Source organism: Paenibacillus sp. J53TS2, from assembly GCF_018403305.1.
Taxonomy (GTDB): Bacteria; Bacillota; Bacilli; order Paenibacillales; family Paenibacillaceae; genus Fontibacillus; species Fontibacillus rhizolycopersici.
Map to the genome: position 1 here is coordinate 402,044 of NZ_BOSK01000004.1, position 17,692 is coordinate 419,735.

Below are 17,692 nucleotides of genomic sequence, written 5' to 3' on the forward strand. Positions count from 1 at the left end.
CTGGCGGGTTACCCGAGGCCAGGCCCAGGCAAGGACAAGGCTAAATGACAAGCCTTTCCTCAAACGCTAACGCCGAGGGCACGAACAAACCCTTCCTCGAGCGCTAACGCTGAGGGCACGAACAAACCCTTCCTCAAACGCTAACGCTTGGGAGAAGCCTTAAGTGGACCTAAATCGCGGTGTTGTCATTTTAACGCTTACCACGATGCTTATTAGCACGTTTTAGGGCCGAAAACCGGCATTTTGATGGAAATAGCGTTGCTCAGCGTCGTTAACGATTGTAAATGTCGGATTTTACCTGAATAGCGTTGCTCATCAGCATTAGAGCTGCGGTAGGTGGAGTAGGGGATTTAAAGTAATCAAGCGTAGGGTCTACGGCTACGGGAGGGATAGCAATGGCAAAAATCGCAATATTGGACGAGCATATTGCCAACCAGATTGCTGCCGGGGAAGTGGTGGAACGCCCGGCGTCGGTGGTTAAGGAATTGGTGGAGAACGCAATTGACGCAGGAGCAACCAAAATCGAAGTTGCCGTCGAAGAGGGGGGCCTTCAGCTCATCCGCGTTACCGATAACGGCTCCGGTATTGAACCGGACGACTGCGAAACGGCCTTTTACCGCCATGCGACCAGTAAAATCACCTCCGGTCGCGATTTGTTCCAGATCCGCAGCCTTGGATTCCGCGGCGAAGCCTTGCCGAGTATCGCGGCCGTCGCGAAGGTCCGACTCGTATCCTCAAGCAACGATACGGGGCTCGGTCGGGTCATCGAAATCGAAGGCGGCTCGCTGAAGCTGAACGAAGATATCGCCGCTCCGCAAGGTACGGATATCGCGGTGAAGGAATTATTTTACAACACGCCGGCAAGGCTGAAGTATATGAAGACGATCCAAACCGAGTTGGGACATATCTCGGACGTGATGTATCGGCAGGCGCTCGCGCATCCCGAGATCGCCTTTGCCCTGCGGCATAACGGAAACACGCTGCTGCAAAGCCCAGGAGGCGGTGATCTATTGCAAGTCATCGCGGCCATTTATGGCGTGAACGCCTCCAAAGGGATGGTGGCGATCGAAGCGGAGGATTTGGATTACCGGATTACGGGATTTATCGGCCGTCCCGATTTGGCCCGTTCCAACCGCGGCGGCATGTCTACGATCGTCAACGGGCGTTACATCCGCAATCAAGGGCTGCATCAGGCTATCTTGCGCGCGTATCATACGCTCCTTCCGATCAACCGTTATCCGCTGGTGGTGTTGATGCTGGATATGCACCCTTCGCTGGTCGACGTGAACGTCCACCCGGCCAAGCTGGAGGTGCGCTTCAGTAAGGAGCCGGAACTTAACGGCTTCGTAGAGAACAGTGTGCGCGCCGTCTTGAACGGCCAGGTGTTGATCCCGCAAGTCGTGCGCCAGACGATCGGGAAAGGCCCGAACCGCTCCGTGATCCAGGAGCAGTTCCATTTCCCCGCGCCGCCTCTAGGCGCGGAGGAGGGCGCTTCCGCCACCGGCCAGACGGCTGCGGCGGCGGAAGGCACGCTCCGGCCGCCGGGGAACGGCGGGGCGGAGCGCGACCCGGGCGCGCGGTCCGCTGGGCCGGACCGCGGCTGGGCCGGGGCGCCTGCTGGCGGCGCCCCGATTGGCGGCGCGCCGCAGCGCAGCGCCGCCGCCTTTGGCGCTCCCGCAGCGGCCGAAGGCCTGACGCTGCGGGAGCGTGGCGCAGCCGGCGCCGGCACGTACGGCGCCGCGCCAAGCCCAGCCAAGCCGCAAGGCGGGCTTGGCTCATCCGGCGCCGCCGCCTACGCGGGCGGCGCGGCGGAACGGCAGCCGCTGCCGGCCGCGCGGCTGCAGGAGATGCCGGAAGCATTGTACGGCTCGCCTGCGGCGGAGCCGGAGCTTCCGGCGTTCCCCGAGCTGTCCTTGATCGGACAGCATCACGGCACCTATCTGATCGCGCAGAACGATCAGGGGTTGTATTTGATTGACCAGCACGCCGCGCACGAACGCGTGAATTACGAATATTATTATGAAAAATTCGGCCGCCCGGCCGATGCGTCGCAAGAGCTGTTGATTCCGATTACGCTGGAATTCACGCCATCGGAAAGCGCCAAGCTGCAGGAGCGGTTGCATTGGTTTGAACAGGTTGGGGTCGTGCTCGAACATTTCGGCGGCAATACCTTCCGGGTTGTGGCGCATCCGTATTGGTTCCCGCAAGGAGAGGAAGCGAGCATCATCGAGGAGATGGCTGAATGGGTGCTTAGCGAGCGGGCTATTGACCTGGCTAAACTGCGCGAGGCGTCATCCACGATGGTTTCGTGCAAGGCGTCGATCAAGGCAAACCAAAAGCTGACGCCGGAAGAGGCGAACACGCTGATCCGCCGGCTGGCTGCCTGCAAACAACCCTACACCTGCCCGCATGGGCGGCCGATCGTCGTCTCGTTCTCCGCATATGATCTGGAGAAGCTGTTCAAGCGGGTCATGTAACGTCAGCAAACGGAGGAATTCATCATGTTAATTACTACGGGAGACCATGAAACCCCCGCTACAGTTCGTCGGGCGCAGGAACTAGCAAGTTTAGCCGGCATTCCCTACGTCTCACGCAGCCGGACGTCCCTTCCACGTTTAGCTGAGCGATATGGCGACAGCGACATTCTGGTTGTTCTGGAGCAAGGGGCCCGGCTGCATCGGGCCAGCGGTGAACCGATGACGTTTCACCCCAGTATGGCGTATGTTCGGGCGAAGCGGCTATTCAAAGGGGAAAACGACGCGATGCTAGATGCCGCCGGGGTGGTTCCCGGCGACGTCATTATCGACGGTACGGCGGGTCTCGGTTCTGACGCAATGGTCTTTTCCATTGCAGCAGGGGCTGAGGGGAGAGTACTGGCATTGGAGGATTCTTTGCCCCTCTGGGCCCTGTTGTATGAAGGGTTAAAGTTTTATATCTCCGGCCTGTCTGCCTTTGACGAAGCGTTGCGGCGCATTGAACCGGTACATAAGAATCATCTGGACGCGCTGCGGGCCATGCCCGATAAAAGCGCAGATATCGTCTACTTCGACCCGATGTTCCGCGACCCGATCGCGGAATCGTCTTCCATTTCACCGCTACGGGCGTTCGCCAATCCGAATTCCCTTGATCCGGATGCAGTGAAGGAGGCTTGTCGGGTCGCTCGAAAATCCGTTGTTCTGAAAGAGCAGCGCGGGAGCGGGGAATTCGATCGTTTGGGGTTTATCGCGAAGAGCCGCTCCCATACCAAGATTGCATATGGAGTGATCTCGCTTGACCCGAAACGATAAACCAAAACTGCTAGTGCTGCTTGGGCCGACCGCGGTTGGCAAAACGAGGCTCAGCATCGAACTGGCGCGAGCGTTGTCTTGCGAAATCATTTCCGGCGATTCCATGCAGGTGTACCGGGGAATGGATATCGGTACTGCCAAGATCACCGAGGAAGAGATGGGCGGCATTCCGCATCATCTTATTGATGTGCTGGATCCCGACGAGCCTTTTTCCGTCGCGTTATTTCAGGAGTGGTGCCGCAAGCTGATCCCTGAGATTTCCAGCCGCGGGCAACTTCCTTTTATTGTTGGCGGGACAGGGCTGTACATTGAATCGGTATGCTATGAATACCAGTTTACGGAAGCCGGTGCCGACGAAGACTTTCGGGCTCAGCAACAGACCTTTGCGGATACTCATGGCGCAGAAGCATTGCACGCGAAATTAGCGGACATGGATCCCCAATCTGCGGCCCGTCTGCATCCCAACGATGTTCGTCGAGTGATACGCGCGCTGGAGGTCGTCCATCTGACCGGGGAGACATTATCGTCGCAGCTCGAGAAGCAGCAGAAGCAATCGCCCTATGAGCTTTGCCTGATCGGTTTGACAATGGACCGTCAAATGCTTTATAACCGTATTGAACGGCGAATTGATGCAATGCTGCGACTTGGTCTGGTTGAGGAAGTTCAAGGGCTTCTCCGCAGAGGATACAGTCGTGAAGCGGTTTCCATGCAAGGGCTGGGATATAAAGAAATCGTCGAACATCTGATTGACGCTGTTCCGCTCGAAGTTGCGGTGGAGAAGTTGAAGCGGGATACGCGCCGTTTTGCCAAGAGACAGCTTTCCTGGTTCCGTCACATGAAGGATATCGCGTGGATCGATGTAGGCGATGGTGAAAATTTTTCCGGGATTTTGACGGCGGCCCATGCTATAATAGCAGGAAAGTTTCCCGCTGATCTTGAATATAATTCTAAACACTAATTGATTCCTATTGGGGGTACGGCTATGAATAAGACCATTAACATCCAGGATACATTTTTGAACCAATTACGGAAAGAGAGCATCCCGGTCACCGTATTTTTGACGAACGGCTTCCAGATCAGAGGGACGATTAAGGCATTTGATAATTTCACGATCGTCATCGACAGCGACGGCCGCCAGCAAATGGTGTACAAGCACGCGATCTCGACGTTCCAGCCGCAGCGGAATGTATCGCTCATGCAGGAATCGCAAAACGAGGATTAAATCAGGCTGAAACTTTTTGAATTTCAATACGTTAAGAGTATAGGATGAGAACAGAGCAACCTGAACCAAGGTTGTTCTTTTCTTTCCGGGCACTTTTAAGCCAGGCGCTTATGCGGGATGATGGTAACAGGTTCAGTTATGTTCAAAAAATCACTCTCACGTCATCGAATCCGTCATCGAACCCGCGCTCGTGCGGTGATATGATAATTTTAAGTGCATGAATTCAAGATTCGATGCCGAATCGACTTCTAAGGCTTCACATCGTGATCCAAAGTTCATTTTTGAACAACCTTCTAAATCAAGTTCAAAAATTGGCTTTGAAGCACCGAGAAGATTGGATGAAGAAGGGGCTGAGCAGCGGAAGACCTGGATGAATTCAAGATTCGATGCCGAATCGTCTTCTAAGGCTTCACATCGTGATCCAAAGTTCATTTTTGAACAACCTTCTAAATCAAGTTCAAAAATTGGCTTTGAAGCACCGAGAAGATTGGATGAAGAAGGGGCTGAGCAGCGGAGCGTACGTTTTGGTACGTGAGCAGCGGAAGACCTGCATGAATTCAAGATTCGATGCCGAATCGTCTTCTAAGGCTTCACATCGTGATCCAAAGTTCATTTTTGAACAACCTTGCAAAGCAGACTGGCAGGAAGGGAGTCAGAACAAATCATGTCTAGCAAAAGCCCATCAAGGCTGCAAAGAAGCGGCAAGCCGGACAAACAGGATAAGACGCCGAAAGCGCACAAAAAGAGAAAGCTTACGGCTAAACGCGTGTTGTGGACTTCATTTTTTACGATTGCTTTTGCGGTATTTTGCGCAATTGCAGGCTATATGTACATTACGGTCAGCGGTGAGAAAATCCTCCTGCAGAACGAGGACAAGCTGACGGTTTATGAAACGACGAAGGTGTATGACCGCACCGGGGTATTGATGGGCGAATTGTCCATCGACAAAAGCGAGCCCGTCGAAGCCGACCAGATTCCGGAGCTGCTCAAGCAAGCATTCGTTGCAACGGAGGACAAACGGTTCCTTGAGCATAATGGGGTTGATTTGTGGTCCATCGGCCGGGCGGCGGTCAAGGACATCGTAGCCCGTTCCTTAGTTGAAGGCGGGAGTACGATTACGCAGCAGCTTGCTAAGAACATCTTCCTAAGCGCGGACAAAACGTTCTTCCGTAAAGCAACCGAGATGTCGATTGCCATGGCTTTGGAACGCCACAAGACGAAGGATGAAATTCTGACGTTGTACTTGAACCGGATTCCTTTTGGCGGAACTGTTTATGGCATTAAAGCTGCGTCCATTCGTTATTTCGGGAAAAGTGATTTGAATAAACTCGACGTGTGGGAGATCGCTACGCTGGCGGCGATGCCGAAGGCACCATCCCGATACAATCCGCTGAAGAATCCCGAGTTGTCCAAAGAACGGCGCGCGGTGGTGCTTGATCTCATGTTCCAGGAAGGGTATATTACCGCAGAACAGCGAGACGAAGCAAAGGCGGTAGATTACGATTACGAGCCGCCGGTGAAAAACCAAAGCTACCTTGCTTTCAAGGACTATGTCGTGGAAGAAGCTGAGGAGAAATTTGGGCTGACCGAGGACGAATTGAACCGCGGTGGCTACAAAATCTACACAACGATGGATGCAAAAGCGCAGAAAGCGCTGGAGAAAGCCTTCGAAAACGATGATTTCTTCGAAAAAAGCAAGGACGACCAGCAGGTGCAGGCTTCCATGGTGATCATGAACCATGAGAATGGCAGCTTGATCGCTCTGCTCGGCGGCCGAGACTACGAACGCAAAGGCTTCAGCCGATTGAACAGCCGCCGGCAGCCGGGATCGTCTTTCAAGCCGATCGTATCGTATGCTCCGGCACTGGAATCCGGCAAATTTACACCGGACTCGCAGATCAGCAATGAGAAGCAGTGCTTCGGCGATTACTGTCCATCGAACCTGCACGGTTACTCCAAGACGATTAACCTGACTGATGCTTTGACGAAATCGGAGAATATCCCAGCCGTTTGGCTGCTTAACGAGATTGGCGCAGGCACCGGTGTCAAATATGCTGAAGCGATGGGCATCAAAATGGACAAAAACGACCGCAACCTGGCCATTGCTCTCGGTGGCCTGACTTACGGCACGAACACGCTGGAGATGGCCGGAGCGTTCAGCGTATTCGCGAATGGCGGTTCGTATAACCCGCCGTATTCCATCAAATCGATCGTCGACCATGATGGTGTGGAAAAATACAAATACAACGCACCGAAACCAAAACGAGTCATCAGCGAACAAACGGCGTATTACATGACGTCGATGCTGCAAAACGTCGTTAACGACGGTACCGGGAAACGGGCAAAGTTGGACCGTCCTGTTGCCGGTAAAACAGGGACAACACAACACGGGATCCCGGGGCTGAGAAGCAGTAAAAACCGCGATGTCTGGTTTGTGGGTTATACGCCGGAATGGACCGGCGCTGTTTGGATGGGGTATGACAACCCCGATAAGAACCATCTATTAAACGGCAGTAGCGGCCAAACGGCGGCCTTGTTCGCCGCTGTGATGAAGGAAGCGTTGCAAGGCATGCCTGTGAAATCGTTCCCGGTTCCGGGCAACTTACAACAAGAAGAACCGGAGGATCAAACGGTAACGGCAGCACCGACGGGATTAACCGCTGCCTATAATCCGGACAGCGGAGCGGTATCGCTCCAATGGACCGGCGTTGAAACCGCCGACGCGGTATATCATATTTACCGTCGTGAAGCGTCCGAAACGAAGTTCACCCATATCATGGATTCCGTATCGACAGAGGCGGAGGATATCGGCGTTACACCGGGAACCGGATACGTTTATTATGTAACGGCCTATGATCCGGTTAATGCCGTGGAAAGCGAGCCGTCCAACAACGCCCAAGTGTTGATTGATAACGTCGAGCCGCCTGCAGGTAATGAAACCCCAGGTTCGGATACCGGAACACCGGTCGATCCTAACCTTCCGGGCAATGGTGACGGCAACCAAGGTGTTCCGCCGGGCAATGGCCAAGGAAACGGTAACGGTCAAAACAATGGCAATGGCAACGGAAACGGGAATGGAAACGGAAACGGCAACGGAAACGGGGGGGATGGCAGTGGGAATGGTACGGATCTCCCCCCAATGGATGATGACGGAGGCGTCATCGTTCCGCCAGACAACGGCGGTGCCGGAACCGGTGCCGATGTCCCGACGGGGACTACGGATGGAACCACGGGAGTCGGCGGATAGCCGGAATTTCGGAATACGCATGACATGAAAGCCAACCCTCAGCCCAGCTCTAAAGCTTGGCTGGGGGTTGTTTTTTTTTCGTGTGAAAATGGTTTTTGTGACTCTCTTTCAAATATGGTAAGCTGATAGTACATTGTGTTGAAAGGGAACTTATTTATGAAGCGAAAATTCGGAGACCGCGCGAATTGGCGCCGTGTAACCCATCGTCAATTCAAATCCAAGTTTGTGGAGAGCGACGAGTTTACGGGATATGTCACACTGTACAGCATTTTTGCCCTGCGTGATCCGCTATGGAAGACCTACGGGGGACACACCTTCCGGATCGCCGACAAGGGTTACACCTGGCTGCAGTATTATCCTAAGGGAGCTCATTTCGTCGTGACGGCAATGTTTGATGATCACGGTGAGATCGTGGAATGGTACATCGATATTTGCAAGACGCAAGGGGTCACCGACCAAGGGGTACCTTGGTTTGATGATTTGTATTTGGATATCGTCGTGCTGAAAAATCGCGAAGTGTTTTTATTGGATGAAGATGAACTTGACGAAGCGTTAACGAAAGGTCTCATATCTGTCAAAGACTATGATCTGGCAACGGAGACGGCCCAGCGACTACTTCACGACATTAAGGAACGGCGTTTCCCCTATTTCCGCCTGTCCCTGGATCATTACCAGAGCGGGTTTATGGCTTCGGAGCCGAATCAGCCAGGGGGATAAACCATGCGTCATGCCAAACCAAGCGGAAACGAGTTGTTAGGTCAAACACTTGAGAAACGAAGAGCCCGGGTTGGGAAGCGTATTTTTCGTTGGGGACTCTTGTTCATTCTCCTCGGGATAGGTTGGATGTTGTTTGTGCTGGCTCAGATCGGCAGCGTAGAGCGGAATCCTGCGGCCAATTCCACATTAAGCGAGCCGGCGGATGTCGGGATTGTCCTTGGGGCGGCCCTGTGGGGAGACGAGCCTAGTCCAGGGCTTCGGGAGCGGCTGGAACAAAGCCTAAAGGATTTTGAAGCGGGGAGATTTCAATTGTTTCTCCTTACCGGAGGATTGGATACGTCGACCTCAAACTATACCGAAGCGGAGGGGATGGCGAATTATTTGGAGCAGCACGGAGTGCCTCGGGACAAGTTGCTGCTTGAAAATAAAGCGACCAGTACCTATGAGAACCTCAAATTCAGCCAGGATATGATGAAGGAGCGGGGGCTTTCGTCAGCATTAATTGTGACGCATACCTATCATGGTAACCGCGCGCTTGAAATTGCCAGAGCCCTGGATTACGAGGAACCAAGACTTTCGTTAACCGAAACCAGGGTTTTGAAGCCCATCCCCAACACGATCCGGGAAATTTTGGCGTATACAAAATGGAAGCTCGATCAAATAGGACTTGCCATGGGCCTGATATGATGACAAAACTTCTAATAACGGACAGGGAGAGAGAATACATTTAGATGTGTGTTCAACAAGTTGGCTTTGTGAACTTCCTCTCAGCCCTACCTTTATAAAGAGGTGATTTCCTATGTCTGGGCGTGTCATGGCCAGAAACGGCTCTTCCGATGAGAGACCGTCGCGTCAAATCAACGTGATTCTCCGCAGCACTGAACCGCCTGTCGTCTCGCAGGCGATTGCGGATAGTGAGCCTCAAGCGTCGGCAAAAGGGTTGCCGCAGCAAGGGCTTTTTGCCGAAATTCAAAAGGAACTGGATCACCTAATCGGTTTAGATCATATTAAGGATCTAATGTACGAGATATATGCGCTTTTGCAAATCGCCTCGATGCGCTCGGAAGCAGGACTGTTGTCCGGCGCTCAGGTGTATCACATGGTGTTCAAGGGCAATCCGGGTACCGGTAAAACCACCGTGGCACGAATCGTCGCTAAAATGTTTCAACGCATGGGGGTGCTTAGCAAAGGACATTTGATCGAAGTGGAGCGTGCCGATCTGGTTGGTGAATACATCGGTCACACGGCACAGAAAACGCGTGATTTGGTAAAGAAGTCGCTCGGCGGCATTTTGTTTATTGATGAAGCTTACAGCTTGGCACGGGGTGGCGAGAAAGACTTCGGCAAAGAAGCGATCGATACCTTGGTCAAAGCGATGGAGGATCACAAGAATCAATTCATCCTTATCCTGGCGGGGTACTCGGATGAGATGGACTTTTTTCTATCGACTAACCCGGGGCTGCCCTCCCGTTTTCCGATTCAGATGGATTTTCCGGACTATTCGATTGATCAGCTGATTCAAATTGCCGAAGGGATGGCGAAGGAACGCGATTATATCTTGATGCCTCAGGCGATACTCAAGTTAAAGCAGCATTTGCTGCGGGAGAAATGCGAAAGCGAGCAAGTATTCAGCAATGCCCGCTATGTACGTAACGTGATCGAACGATCCGTCCGGCAGCAGGCCGTGCGTCTGCTTCATCAATATGGCGGCGGTTCGCCGGGCAAGCTAGAGCTGATGACCCTCCGTACCGAGGACCTGAAGCTTGACGCCAAGAAGACGTGAGAGATGAGCAAAAAAACGGGGGCTCAGCACCGAGAAGGCTGGATGAAGCTAGGGAACGAGTAGCGGAGCGTAGGGAAACCTACGTGAGCAACGGAGGTCCCGGCTGAATTCAAGATTCGACGCCGAAAGAGCAACTCTGAATAAGCATCGTGAAGTGCCGCCGTTTTTTTGATACCCGATTCAAATCATGAGCAAAAAAACGGGGGCTCAGCACCGAGAAGGTTGGATGAAGCTAGGGAACGAGTAGCGGAGCGTAGGGAAACCTACGTGAGCAACGGAGGTCCCGGCTGAATTCAAGATTCGACGCCGATAGAGCAACTCTGAATAAGCACCGTGAAGTGCCGCCGTTTTTTTGATACCCTTTTAAGGAGTAGTGATGATGCCGAGGTTGCAAATGCACGAGACCACCACCCATCGTCCGGACGTAGCCGTACTGGTGAGCTTGGTGACACCGGAAACGAAGCAAAGCGGCGTCGACCCCGAATATTCTCTGGCCGAATTGGTGCAGCTGGCCGAGACAGCTGGGGTCGAGGTTGCTGAATCCATCGTACAAAATCGCGATAAACCCGACCCGAGGTGGTTCATCGGAAAGGGAAAGGTGCTTGAGCTTCGCGAAGTCATCCAGCAACGAGGCGCTAATACAGCGATTTTCGATCAGGAATTGTCCGGAGCCCAGGTCCGCAACTTGGAGGAAATGCTGGACGTCAAAATCATCGACCGAACCCAGCTGATCCTTGATATTTTCGCGCAGCGAGCCAAAACGAGGGAAGGCATTATCCAGGTGGAGCTAGCTCAATTGACTTACCTGCTCCCGCGATTGTCCGGCCACGGCAAAAACCTGTCTCGCCTAGGCGGCGGGATTGGCACTCGGGGTCCAGGCGAAAGTCAGTTGGAAACGGATCGACGCCATATTCGCCGGCGAATCGGCGAGCTGAAACGTCAACTGGAGGAGGTCACTCGACACCGTCAGTTGCACCGGGCACGTCGTAAAGAAACCGGGGTGGTACAAATTGCTCTGGTCGGCTATACCAACGCCGGTAAGTCGACGCTGCTTAAGGCAATGACTTCTGCAGATGTATTCGTTGAGAATCAGCTTTTCGCTACGCTTGATCCAACGACCCGGCTTCTTCCACTCTCAGGCGGTAAGGAAGTGGTGCTGACGGACACGGTAGGATTCATTCAAAATCTACCACACGATTTGGTCGCTGCCTTCCGGGCTACGTTAGAAGAAGTTAACGAGGCGGACCTCATATTGCATGTCGTCGATGCCTCCTCGCCGATGCGCGAAGAGCAAGTGAAAGTGGTGGATCGAATATTAAACGATTTGGGTGCAGGGGGAAAGCCTCAGATCGTGTTGTTTAACAAAAAGGATATCTGCCCGCCTGAACGGCTGCAAATGCTGCCGACAGGCGAAGGGTACTTGAAGATTTCCGCGTTTGACGAAGGGGATCTGGCGACGATACGCGAAGCCGTGCAGCGCAAGTTGTCTGGCGGAACCAAGACGTTTCGGATTCCTGCAGAACGAGGCGATCTCACCCCGGTGTTGTATCGGGCAGGAGAAGTGGTGGACAAGCAGATGGACGAGGATGTCATGATTTACGAAATCGATGTGAATCAGGCGGATTTCGATAAGTATGGATACCGGCTAGCTCCTTTTTCGATCCCCAAACCAGTTCTCACAGAGGGAAGCACGACAAACGACGGAATGGATTAAGGGAGAGATAACGTAACGATGGCAGGATTTTCTGAGGAAATTGTACAATGGCTGGAAGATGCCGAACAACAGGCGGGAAGCCGGTTTCGGGAGGTCGACCGGATCGTCGATCAAAACCAATGGAAGGTGATTGAAGCCTTTCAGCGCCACCAAGTCAGCGATTATCATTTTGCGGGTTCGACGGGTTATGCTTATAACGACCGGGGCCGTGAAGTGTTGGATCTAGTATATGCGGACGTATTCGGTGCAGAAGCCGCGCTGGTGCGGCCGCATTTCGCTTCCGGCACGCATACGATCGCTACGGCGTTGTTCGGGGTCTTACGGCCCGGGGACGAACTGCTCTACATCACAGGTCGTCCTTATGATACACTACATAAAGTGATAGGGACACCAGGAGACGGTAGCGGCTCGCTACAGGATTTTGGGATCACGTATAACGAAGCAGGATTGCTAAGCGATGGAACAGTCGATTGGCAGGCGGTAAGGGAAAAAATTACCGATAGGACGAAGGTAATCGGGATCCAGCGATCCCGAGGTTACGATTGGAGGGACTCGTTCACCATTGCACGGATCGAGGAGATGGTCCGGCGCGTGAAAGAGATCAAGCCGGATCTGATCGTCTTTGTGGACAATTGCTACGGCGAATTTACCGAAGAACGCGAACCAACGGAGGTTGGGGCAGACCTGATCGCCGGATCGTTGATAAAAAATCCTGGCGGTGGCTTGGCCGAAACCGGGGGTTATATTTGCGGACGGCAGGAGTTGGTTAAACTAGCCTCATACCGTTTGACCGCACCGGGGATCGGCGGTGAAGTCGGGGCGATGTTGGGGACAACCCGTGGAATCTACCAAGGGCTGTTCTTGGCCCCGACGATCGTAGGACAAGCTGTCAAAGGCAGCATTCTGGCCGCTGCTTTGTTTGAGAAAGCGGGATTCCAAAGCCGGCCAGGATGGCAGGATCCGCGCACGGATCTTATCCAAGCGATTGCCTTTAGTGCACCGGAGCAACTCATTGCGTTCGTGCAGGGCATTCAACGGGCCGCTGCTGTAGACGGCCACGTCGTACCCGAGGCTTGGGATATGCCGGGTTATGAACACCCGGTTATTATGGCGGCCGGGACATTTATTCAAGGCGGAAGCCTGGAATTGTCTGCGGATGCTCCGATTCGCGCCCCCTATATCGCTTATATGCAGGGCGGCTTAACCTATTCTCATGTTAAATTTGGTCTCCTGACCGCACTTCAGACGATGAAGGATCGTAACTTGTTGTAAGTTATCCTAACATATCTATTGACATGTCAGGATAACTCACATATGATAAGGTCATGAGAATCGAAATGGAAGGTTGAGAGCGATGAGTGAGGAAATTCGCAGAAATATGGCCTTGTTTCCTATTGGTATCGTTATGAAACTTACGGATTTAACGGCAAGACAAATACGATATTACGAGCAGCATGAATTGATTGTACCTGCGCGAACCTCGGGGAATCAGCGAATGTTTTCCCTCAATGATGTCGAACGCTTGCTGGAGATCAAGGGCCTCATCGATAAAGGCGTGAACATCGCCGGGATCAAGCAAGTCATGAACCCAATGTCCCGTGAATCTCTAGATGCGACGGTCATCACGAAGGATACCGAGGAGAAGCGGAAGGAAATGACGGATTCCCAAATTTACCGTATGTTGAAGCAGCAGTTGGTGTCAGGTAGCAAACCGGGGCAAGTTTCTTTGATCCAAGGCGAACTGTCGCGGTTTTTCAAAAAATAATAATCTAAACGTTGGGAGAGGTTAGGGTGAGTTACTCGAATTACACCAAAGAAGACATTTTACGCATCGCCAAGGAAGAAAATGTACGTTTTATTCGTTTGCAGTTCACAGATTTGCTGGGAACGATTAAAAACGTGGAAATTCCGGTCAGCCAATTGGAGAAGGCGTTGGACAACAAGATGATGTTTGATGGTTCTTCCATCGAAGGATATGTTCGTATCGAGGAGTCCGACATGTATCTCTTCCCGGATCTGGACACTTGGGTCATTTTCCCTTGGGTGACGGAGGATCGCGTAGCACGTTTGATTTGTGATGTATATATGCCTGACGGTACACCGTTTGCCGGCGATCCGCGTGGGATTTTGAAACGCGCGCTGAAGGAAGCCGAAGAGATGGGCTACACCGCGATGAATGTTGGGCCGGAACCGGAGTTCTTCCTGTTCAAAACCGACGATAAAGGCAACCCTACTACCGAGTTGAATGACCAAGGCGGTTACTTCGATTTGGCCCCTACGGACCTCGGCGAGAATTGCCGCCGTGAAATCGTATTGACACTGGAAGAAATGGGCTTTGAAATCGAAGCTTCCCACCATGAAGTGGCTCCGGGTCAACATGAGATCGACTTTAAATACGCGAGTGCGATCAAAGCCGCTGACCAAATCCAAACCTTTAAATTGGTCGTTAAGACGATTGCTCGTCAGCATGGGCTTCATGCCACGTTTATGCCGAAGCCGTTGTTCGGCGTGAATGGTTCGGGGATGCATTGCCACCAATCATTGTTCAAAGGTAACGTGAACGCGTTTTATGAGGAAAGTGATAGCCTGGGCCTGAGCAACGAAGCACGCCACTATATGGCTGGTATCCTGAAGCATGCTCGCGCATTTGCAGCCATCACAAACCCAACCGTAAACTCATACAAACGTCTCGTGCCTGGCTATGAAGCACCTTGCTATGTGGCCTGGTCTTCGAGCAACCGCAGCCCAATGATCCGAATTCCAGCTTCCCGCGGCCTTAGCACACGCGTTGAAGTGCGTAACCCGGACCCGGCTGCTAATCCTTACTTAGCTTTGGCTGTGATGTTGAAAGCGGGCCTGGATGGCATCAAGAAGGAGCTCCCGCTGGTTGATCCAGTCGATCGCAACATCTATGTGATGTCTGAGGAAGAACGCGTGGAAGAAGGGATCCCAAGTCTTCCGTCCGACTTGAAGGAAGCGCTTGGCGAATTGCTGCGCAGTGAAATTATTAGCGAAGCGTTGGGTGACCATGCGTTGACTCATTTCTACGAGTTGAAAGAAATCGAATGGGACATCTTCCGTACCCAAGTTCATCAATGGGAACGCGATCAATATATGACATTGTATTAAGAATAAGTTTACGCATATCCCTCAACGCCTGGCGTTGGGGGATTTTTTTTTGTAAAACGCATCCATGTATCTGGGTACGTTGAATCAAGTATTAGGACAAGATGTGCGACCAATGATAATGATTTGACATCAAATGGTTTGTTCCTATTTACATACGTTTGAAAGTATTGGGTCAAGCTAAGCGCAAAGGATGGGGGAGATGAATTGAATTAAGGAGGTAGTCACATGGTGACCGAATTGAAAAGATACCAACGCTGTCGCTACCGGTTAAAGCAGTGGTGGATAGCAGAACGTGCCGGATTTGGTTGGGGCACACGCGGCCGCCGCGAAAAGACAGGCTACAATCTAATGCACTTCCTGGACCTCGAATGGGATTAGTAAGGGGGAAGGGAATGCGTAAGGCGGATAAACCAAACAGGACGAAGTCGATATAAACCCATCGCTTCGTCCTGTTTGATGTTATCATTGCCGCATATTTAGAAAATTAGTGCAAGTCGCGGAACAGACCGACGACTTTCCCCAGGATGGTCACATGCTTCAAACGAAGCGGTTCCATCGTTGAATTCTCCGGCTGCAAGCGAATATGGTCTTTCTCTTTATAAAACGTCTTGACCGTCGCCTCGTCATCTTCCGTCATGGCTACAACGATCTCTCCGTTGTTGGCCGTTTGCTGTTGGCGGACGATCACATAATCCCCACTATGTATTCCGGCTTCGATCATGCTGTCGCCAACCACGGAAAGCATGAATACTTCTCCGTCAGCAGCGTAATGCTCTGGCAGTGGGAAATAATCTTCAATATTCTCCGTTGCCGTGATCGGCATGCCTGCAGTTACTTTCCCGACAACGGGAACGCGGGCAATGCTATGTGCAAACAAATTGTAATTCTCCGACTCTTCTTGGCCCAACAACTCGATGGCACGCGGCTTCGTCGGGTCGCGCCGGATGAACCCTTTCTTCTCCAGGCGGTCCAGATGGCCGTGAACGGTGGAGCTGGACGCCAATCCGACGGCTTCCCCTATCTCACGTACGGAAGGTGGATAACCTTTGGCGCGTACTTCGTTGCGAATGAATTCAAGAATGGCCTGTTGCCGGCTCGATACCTTTGACATGTACGGATCAACCCCATTTAGTAACGTTTGGAAAAATTATAACACAGAACTTCCGTTCGTACAAACATTAGTTCTAAAAAGAGAGATCAATATACGAAAGCTAAAAAAATAAGAACAACCGTTCGAAAAAAACTATTGAATCAAACAAATGTTCGTGTTATATTGATTACATAAAACAGAACACTTGTTTGGAGTGATGGTTATATGTTGAAATACAGTTCCTATCAAAGCATCTACGAACAACCTTCTTTTCGTCGTCCTATGGAAAGAAGATTACATATGAGTACATTTCTGAAGAGTAGATTGTCCAAAATTGCCGTGCTTCTGATCATTCTCAGCATCACATGCACCGGTATGGTACAGGCCTTTGCAGCGTCCATCGACAACTCCGCGACGGAAGAGCGGGCAGAGTATGTTGTGGTGATGCCTGGAGATACCTTGTGGGAAATTGCCGTGGCTCATAAGCCTCAAGGTCAAGATACGCGAGTCTACATTCAGAAGTTGATGCGGACCAATGGGCTCGGTACCAGCTCGATTCAAGCGGGAGATACGCTGATGTTGCCCAACAAACATTAGAGGTTAACCGAGTTATGATATATAGGAAGAACCAGAGCTTGTTTCAAGGATGCGGGATGGGGTTGCCGTCGCCTTGACAAGCTCTTTTTCTCATGTCAAAGTAAGAATTAATGCCCTGTGTAACACCATGGGAAGCATAGTATATATAGAAGTGGGAGGAACTTATGGATATTGATGCGTTGGTTAAGCGGATTAATGAGCTGGCTCGAAAAGCCAAAGAAGAAGGATTATCGCAAGACGAGCTATTGGAAAGAGCCCAGCTTCGGGAAACGTATCTGCAAAACGTTCGCAGGAATTTTCGGCACCAGCTCGAGTCGATCGAGATTGTAGATAAATAGGGAGGAACGGGTATGGGTTCGTTTGATCGCAAAGTAGAACGTAATCAAGTAAGAATGAATAAGAAAGGCAAGGGACCGCAAGTTGGGCAGACGACGCGAAATTCACGGTCGACGCTTGGGGCAAACGGGGAAGGTGATGTTTTTAAAGGGCGCAACATCATTTTGCCTTTTCTCTTGTTCCTGTTAGCCCTTCTGTATGGCGGCGTAGGGATCATCGGCAATTCTGCGGAAGTGAACTCGGTGCTGTATTGGGCGACGATCTTTTTGTATATTGTGCTGGCTTTGGCCATTTTTCTTCGCAAGCCTTATTTGCGCATCAACAAGAGCTGGCTGTACACCTCGAAATTCAATCGTGATCGCATGCTGGATGCCGGTAACATTAGCAAAATCAAGGTTAGCCGGAACAAAATTGTGATTGAACCGAAAACACGGGAACCCAAATGGGTGTTCTACCGCACACGCAACCGCTTCGATACGGAAGCAATGGCCACGCGGTTGGAACTGTATGCCAATACCCATCATGTAAAACTGGAGAAAGAATAGAACCACATTTGCAAGTATAAAGCGA

18 protein-coding genes are annotated in these 17,692 nt (G+C 51.9%); 17 read left to right on the top strand and 1 reads right to left on the bottom strand.

What is annotated here, in order from left to right:
• Positions 1-395 precede the first annotated feature (395 nt).
• The 14 genes from mutL to KJS42_RS12070 all read left to right on the top strand — a co-directional run bounded on the left by mutL (position 396) and on the right by KJS42_RS12070 (position 15,477).
• Positions 396-2,477, top strand: coding sequence for a DNA mismatch repair endonuclease MutL (mutL, locus tag KJS42_RS12005; RefSeq protein ID WP_213622969.1), 2,082 nt, complete (start codon positions 396-398; stop codon positions 2,475-2,477).
• Between the two features lie 24 nt (positions 2,478-2,501).
• On the top strand, positions 2,502-3,287 hold the full coding sequence (locus tag KJS42_RS12010) for a class I SAM-dependent methyltransferase (RefSeq protein WP_155605853.1): 786 nt from the start codon (positions 2,502-2,504) through the stop codon (positions 3,285-3,287).
• On the top strand, positions 3,271-4,245 hold the full coding sequence (miaA, locus tag KJS42_RS12015) for a tRNA (adenosine(37)-N6)-dimethylallyltransferase MiaA (protein WP_213622970.1): 975 nt from the start codon (positions 3,271-3,273) through the stop codon (positions 4,243-4,245). Before KJS42_RS12010 ends, miaA begins: the two co-directional genes overlap by 17 nt.
• 24 nt (positions 4,246-4,269) lie before the next feature.
• On the top strand, positions 4,270-4,509 hold the full coding sequence (gene hfq, locus KJS42_RS12020) for an RNA chaperone Hfq (protein ID WP_016312028.1): 240 nt from the start codon (positions 4,270-4,272) through the stop codon (positions 4,507-4,509).
• A gap of 217 nt (positions 4,510-4,726) precedes the next feature.
• Positions 4,727-5,044, top strand: a complete 318-nt coding sequence (locus tag KJS42_RS12025; protein WP_213622971.1) for a hypothetical protein — start codon at positions 4,727-4,729, stop codon at positions 5,042-5,044.
• 129 nt (positions 5,045-5,173) lie between these two features.
• On the top strand, positions 5,174-7,756 hold the full coding sequence (locus KJS42_RS12030; RefSeq protein ID WP_213622972.1) for a transglycosylase domain-containing protein: 2,583 nt from the start codon (positions 5,174-5,176) through the stop codon (positions 7,754-7,756).
• A gap of 156 nt (positions 7,757-7,912) precedes the next feature.
• On the top strand, positions 7,913-8,473 hold the full coding sequence (locus KJS42_RS12035; RefSeq protein WP_213622973.1) for a ribonuclease FAU-1 family protein: 561 nt from the start codon (positions 7,913-7,915) through the stop codon (positions 8,471-8,473).
• 3 nt (positions 8,474-8,476) lie between these two features.
• Positions 8,477-9,160, top strand: a complete 684-nt coding sequence (locus KJS42_RS12040) for a YdcF family protein (RefSeq protein ID WP_213622974.1) — start codon at positions 8,477-8,479, stop codon at positions 9,158-9,160.
• Between the two features lie 112 nt (positions 9,161-9,272).
• Positions 9,273-10,256 carry an AAA family ATPase gene (locus KJS42_RS12045; protein ID WP_155605859.1) on the top strand — a complete coding sequence of 328 codons (984 nt, stop codon included), beginning with the start codon at positions 9,273-9,275 and terminating at the stop codon, positions 10,254-10,256.
• 379 nt (positions 10,257-10,635) lie between these two features.
• Entirely contained in the window at positions 10,636-11,970 is a 1,335-nt protein-coding gene (gene hflX / locus KJS42_RS12050) for a GTPase HflX (protein ID WP_244868454.1), read from the top strand.
• Positions 11,971-11,988: 18 nt separating this feature from the next.
• Positions 11,989-13,242, top strand: a complete 1,254-nt coding sequence (locus tag KJS42_RS12055) for a methionine gamma-lyase family protein (protein WP_193416164.1) — start codon at positions 11,989-11,991, stop codon at positions 13,240-13,242.
• A gap of 82 nt (positions 13,243-13,324) precedes the next feature.
• Entirely contained in the window at positions 13,325-13,735 is a 411-nt protein-coding gene (locus KJS42_RS12060) for a MerR family transcriptional regulator (RefSeq protein ID WP_155605861.1), read from the top strand.
• Between the two features lie 26 nt (positions 13,736-13,761).
• Positions 13,762-15,099 carry a type I glutamate--ammonia ligase gene (gene glnA / locus KJS42_RS12065; RefSeq protein WP_193416165.1) on the top strand — a complete coding sequence of 446 codons (1,338 nt, stop codon included), beginning with the start codon at positions 13,762-13,764 and terminating at the stop codon, positions 15,097-15,099.
• A 225-nt stretch (positions 15,100-15,324) separates the two neighbouring features.
• Entirely contained in the window at positions 15,325-15,477 is a 153-nt protein-coding gene (locus KJS42_RS12070) for a hypothetical protein (protein WP_213622975.1), read from the top strand.
• A gap of 106 nt (positions 15,478-15,583) precedes the next feature.
• Here KJS42_RS12070 and lexA read toward each other — a convergent pair whose 3' ends face one another.
• Entirely contained in the window at positions 15,584-16,210 is a 627-nt protein-coding gene (gene lexA, locus KJS42_RS12075; protein ID WP_155605864.1) for a transcriptional repressor LexA, read from the bottom strand.
• A 279-nt stretch (positions 16,211-16,489) separates the two neighbouring features.
• On the opposite strand from lexA, the gene KJS42_RS12080 reads away from it, so the two are divergent.
• From KJS42_RS12080 to KJS42_RS12090, 3 genes are all read left to right on the top strand, one after another.
• The gene (locus KJS42_RS12080; RefSeq protein WP_239483837.1) at positions 16,490-16,786 is read left to right on the top strand and encodes a LysM peptidoglycan-binding domain-containing protein; all 297 of its coding nucleotides are present in this window, start codon (positions 16,490-16,492) and stop codon (positions 16,784-16,786) included.
• Positions 16,787-16,950: 164 nt separating this feature from the next.
• The gene (locus KJS42_RS12085) at positions 16,951-17,124 is read left to right on the top strand and encodes a DUF896 domain-containing protein (RefSeq protein WP_155605866.1); all 174 of its coding nucleotides are present in this window, start codon (positions 16,951-16,953) and stop codon (positions 17,122-17,124) included.
• A 12-nt stretch (positions 17,125-17,136) separates the two neighbouring features.
• On the top strand, positions 17,137-17,667 hold the full coding sequence (locus KJS42_RS12090; RefSeq protein ID WP_155605867.1) for a hypothetical protein: 531 nt from the start codon (positions 17,137-17,139) through the stop codon (positions 17,665-17,667).
• Positions 17,668-17,692 lie beyond the last annotated feature (25 nt).

Excerpts from the sequence above, each read along its gene's own strand:
- hflX (WP_244868454.1), top strand. The coding sequence starts at position 10,636 with ATGCCGAGGTTGCAAATGCACGAGACCACCACCCATCGTCCGGACGTA.
- mutL (WP_213622969.1), top strand. The coding sequence starts at position 396 with ATGGCAAAAATCGCAATATTGGACGAGCATATTGCCAACCAGATTGCT.
- KJS42_RS12045 (WP_155605859.1), top strand. The coding sequence starts at position 9,273 with ATGTCTGGGCGTGTCATGGCCAGAAACGGCTCTTCCGATGAGAGACCG.
- KJS42_RS12085 (WP_155605866.1), top strand. The coding sequence starts at position 16,951 with ATGGATATTGATGCGTTGGTTAAGCGGATTAATGAGCTGGCTCGAAAA.
- KJS42_RS12055 (WP_193416164.1), top strand. The coding sequence starts at position 11,989 with ATGGCAGGATTTTCTGAGGAAATTGTACAATGGCTGGAAGATGCCGAA.
- lexA (WP_155605864.1), bottom strand. The coding sequence starts at position 16,210 with ATGTCAAAGGTATCGAGCCGGCAACAGGCCATTCTTGAATTCATTCGC.
- hfq (WP_016312028.1), top strand. The coding sequence starts at position 4,270 with ATGAATAAGACCATTAACATCCAGGATACATTTTTGAACCAATTACGG.
- KJS42_RS12035 (WP_213622973.1), top strand. The coding sequence starts at position 7,913 with ATGAAGCGAAAATTCGGAGACCGCGCGAATTGGCGCCGTGTAACCCAT.
- KJS42_RS12070 (WP_213622975.1), top strand. The coding sequence starts at position 15,325 with ATGGTGACCGAATTGAAAAGATACCAACGCTGTCGCTACCGGTTAAAG.
- KJS42_RS12080 (WP_239483837.1), top strand. The coding sequence starts at position 16,490 with ATGAGTACATTTCTGAAGAGTAGATTGTCCAAAATTGCCGTGCTTCTG.
- KJS42_RS12040 (WP_213622974.1), top strand. The coding sequence starts at position 8,477 with ATGCGTCATGCCAAACCAAGCGGAAACGAGTTGTTAGGTCAAACACTT.
- KJS42_RS12060 (WP_155605861.1), top strand. The coding sequence starts at position 13,325 with ATGAGTGAGGAAATTCGCAGAAATATGGCCTTGTTTCCTATTGGTATC.
- KJS42_RS12010 (WP_155605853.1), top strand. The coding sequence starts at position 2,502 with ATGTTAATTACTACGGGAGACCATGAAACCCCCGCTACAGTTCGTCGG.
- KJS42_RS12025 (WP_213622971.1), top strand. The coding sequence starts at position 4,727 with ATGAATTCAAGATTCGATGCCGAATCGACTTCTAAGGCTTCACATCGT.
- KJS42_RS12030 (WP_213622972.1), top strand. The coding sequence starts at position 5,174 with ATGTCTAGCAAAAGCCCATCAAGGCTGCAAAGAAGCGGCAAGCCGGAC.
- KJS42_RS12090 (WP_155605867.1), top strand. The coding sequence starts at position 17,137 with ATGGGTTCGTTTGATCGCAAAGTAGAACGTAATCAAGTAAGAATGAAT.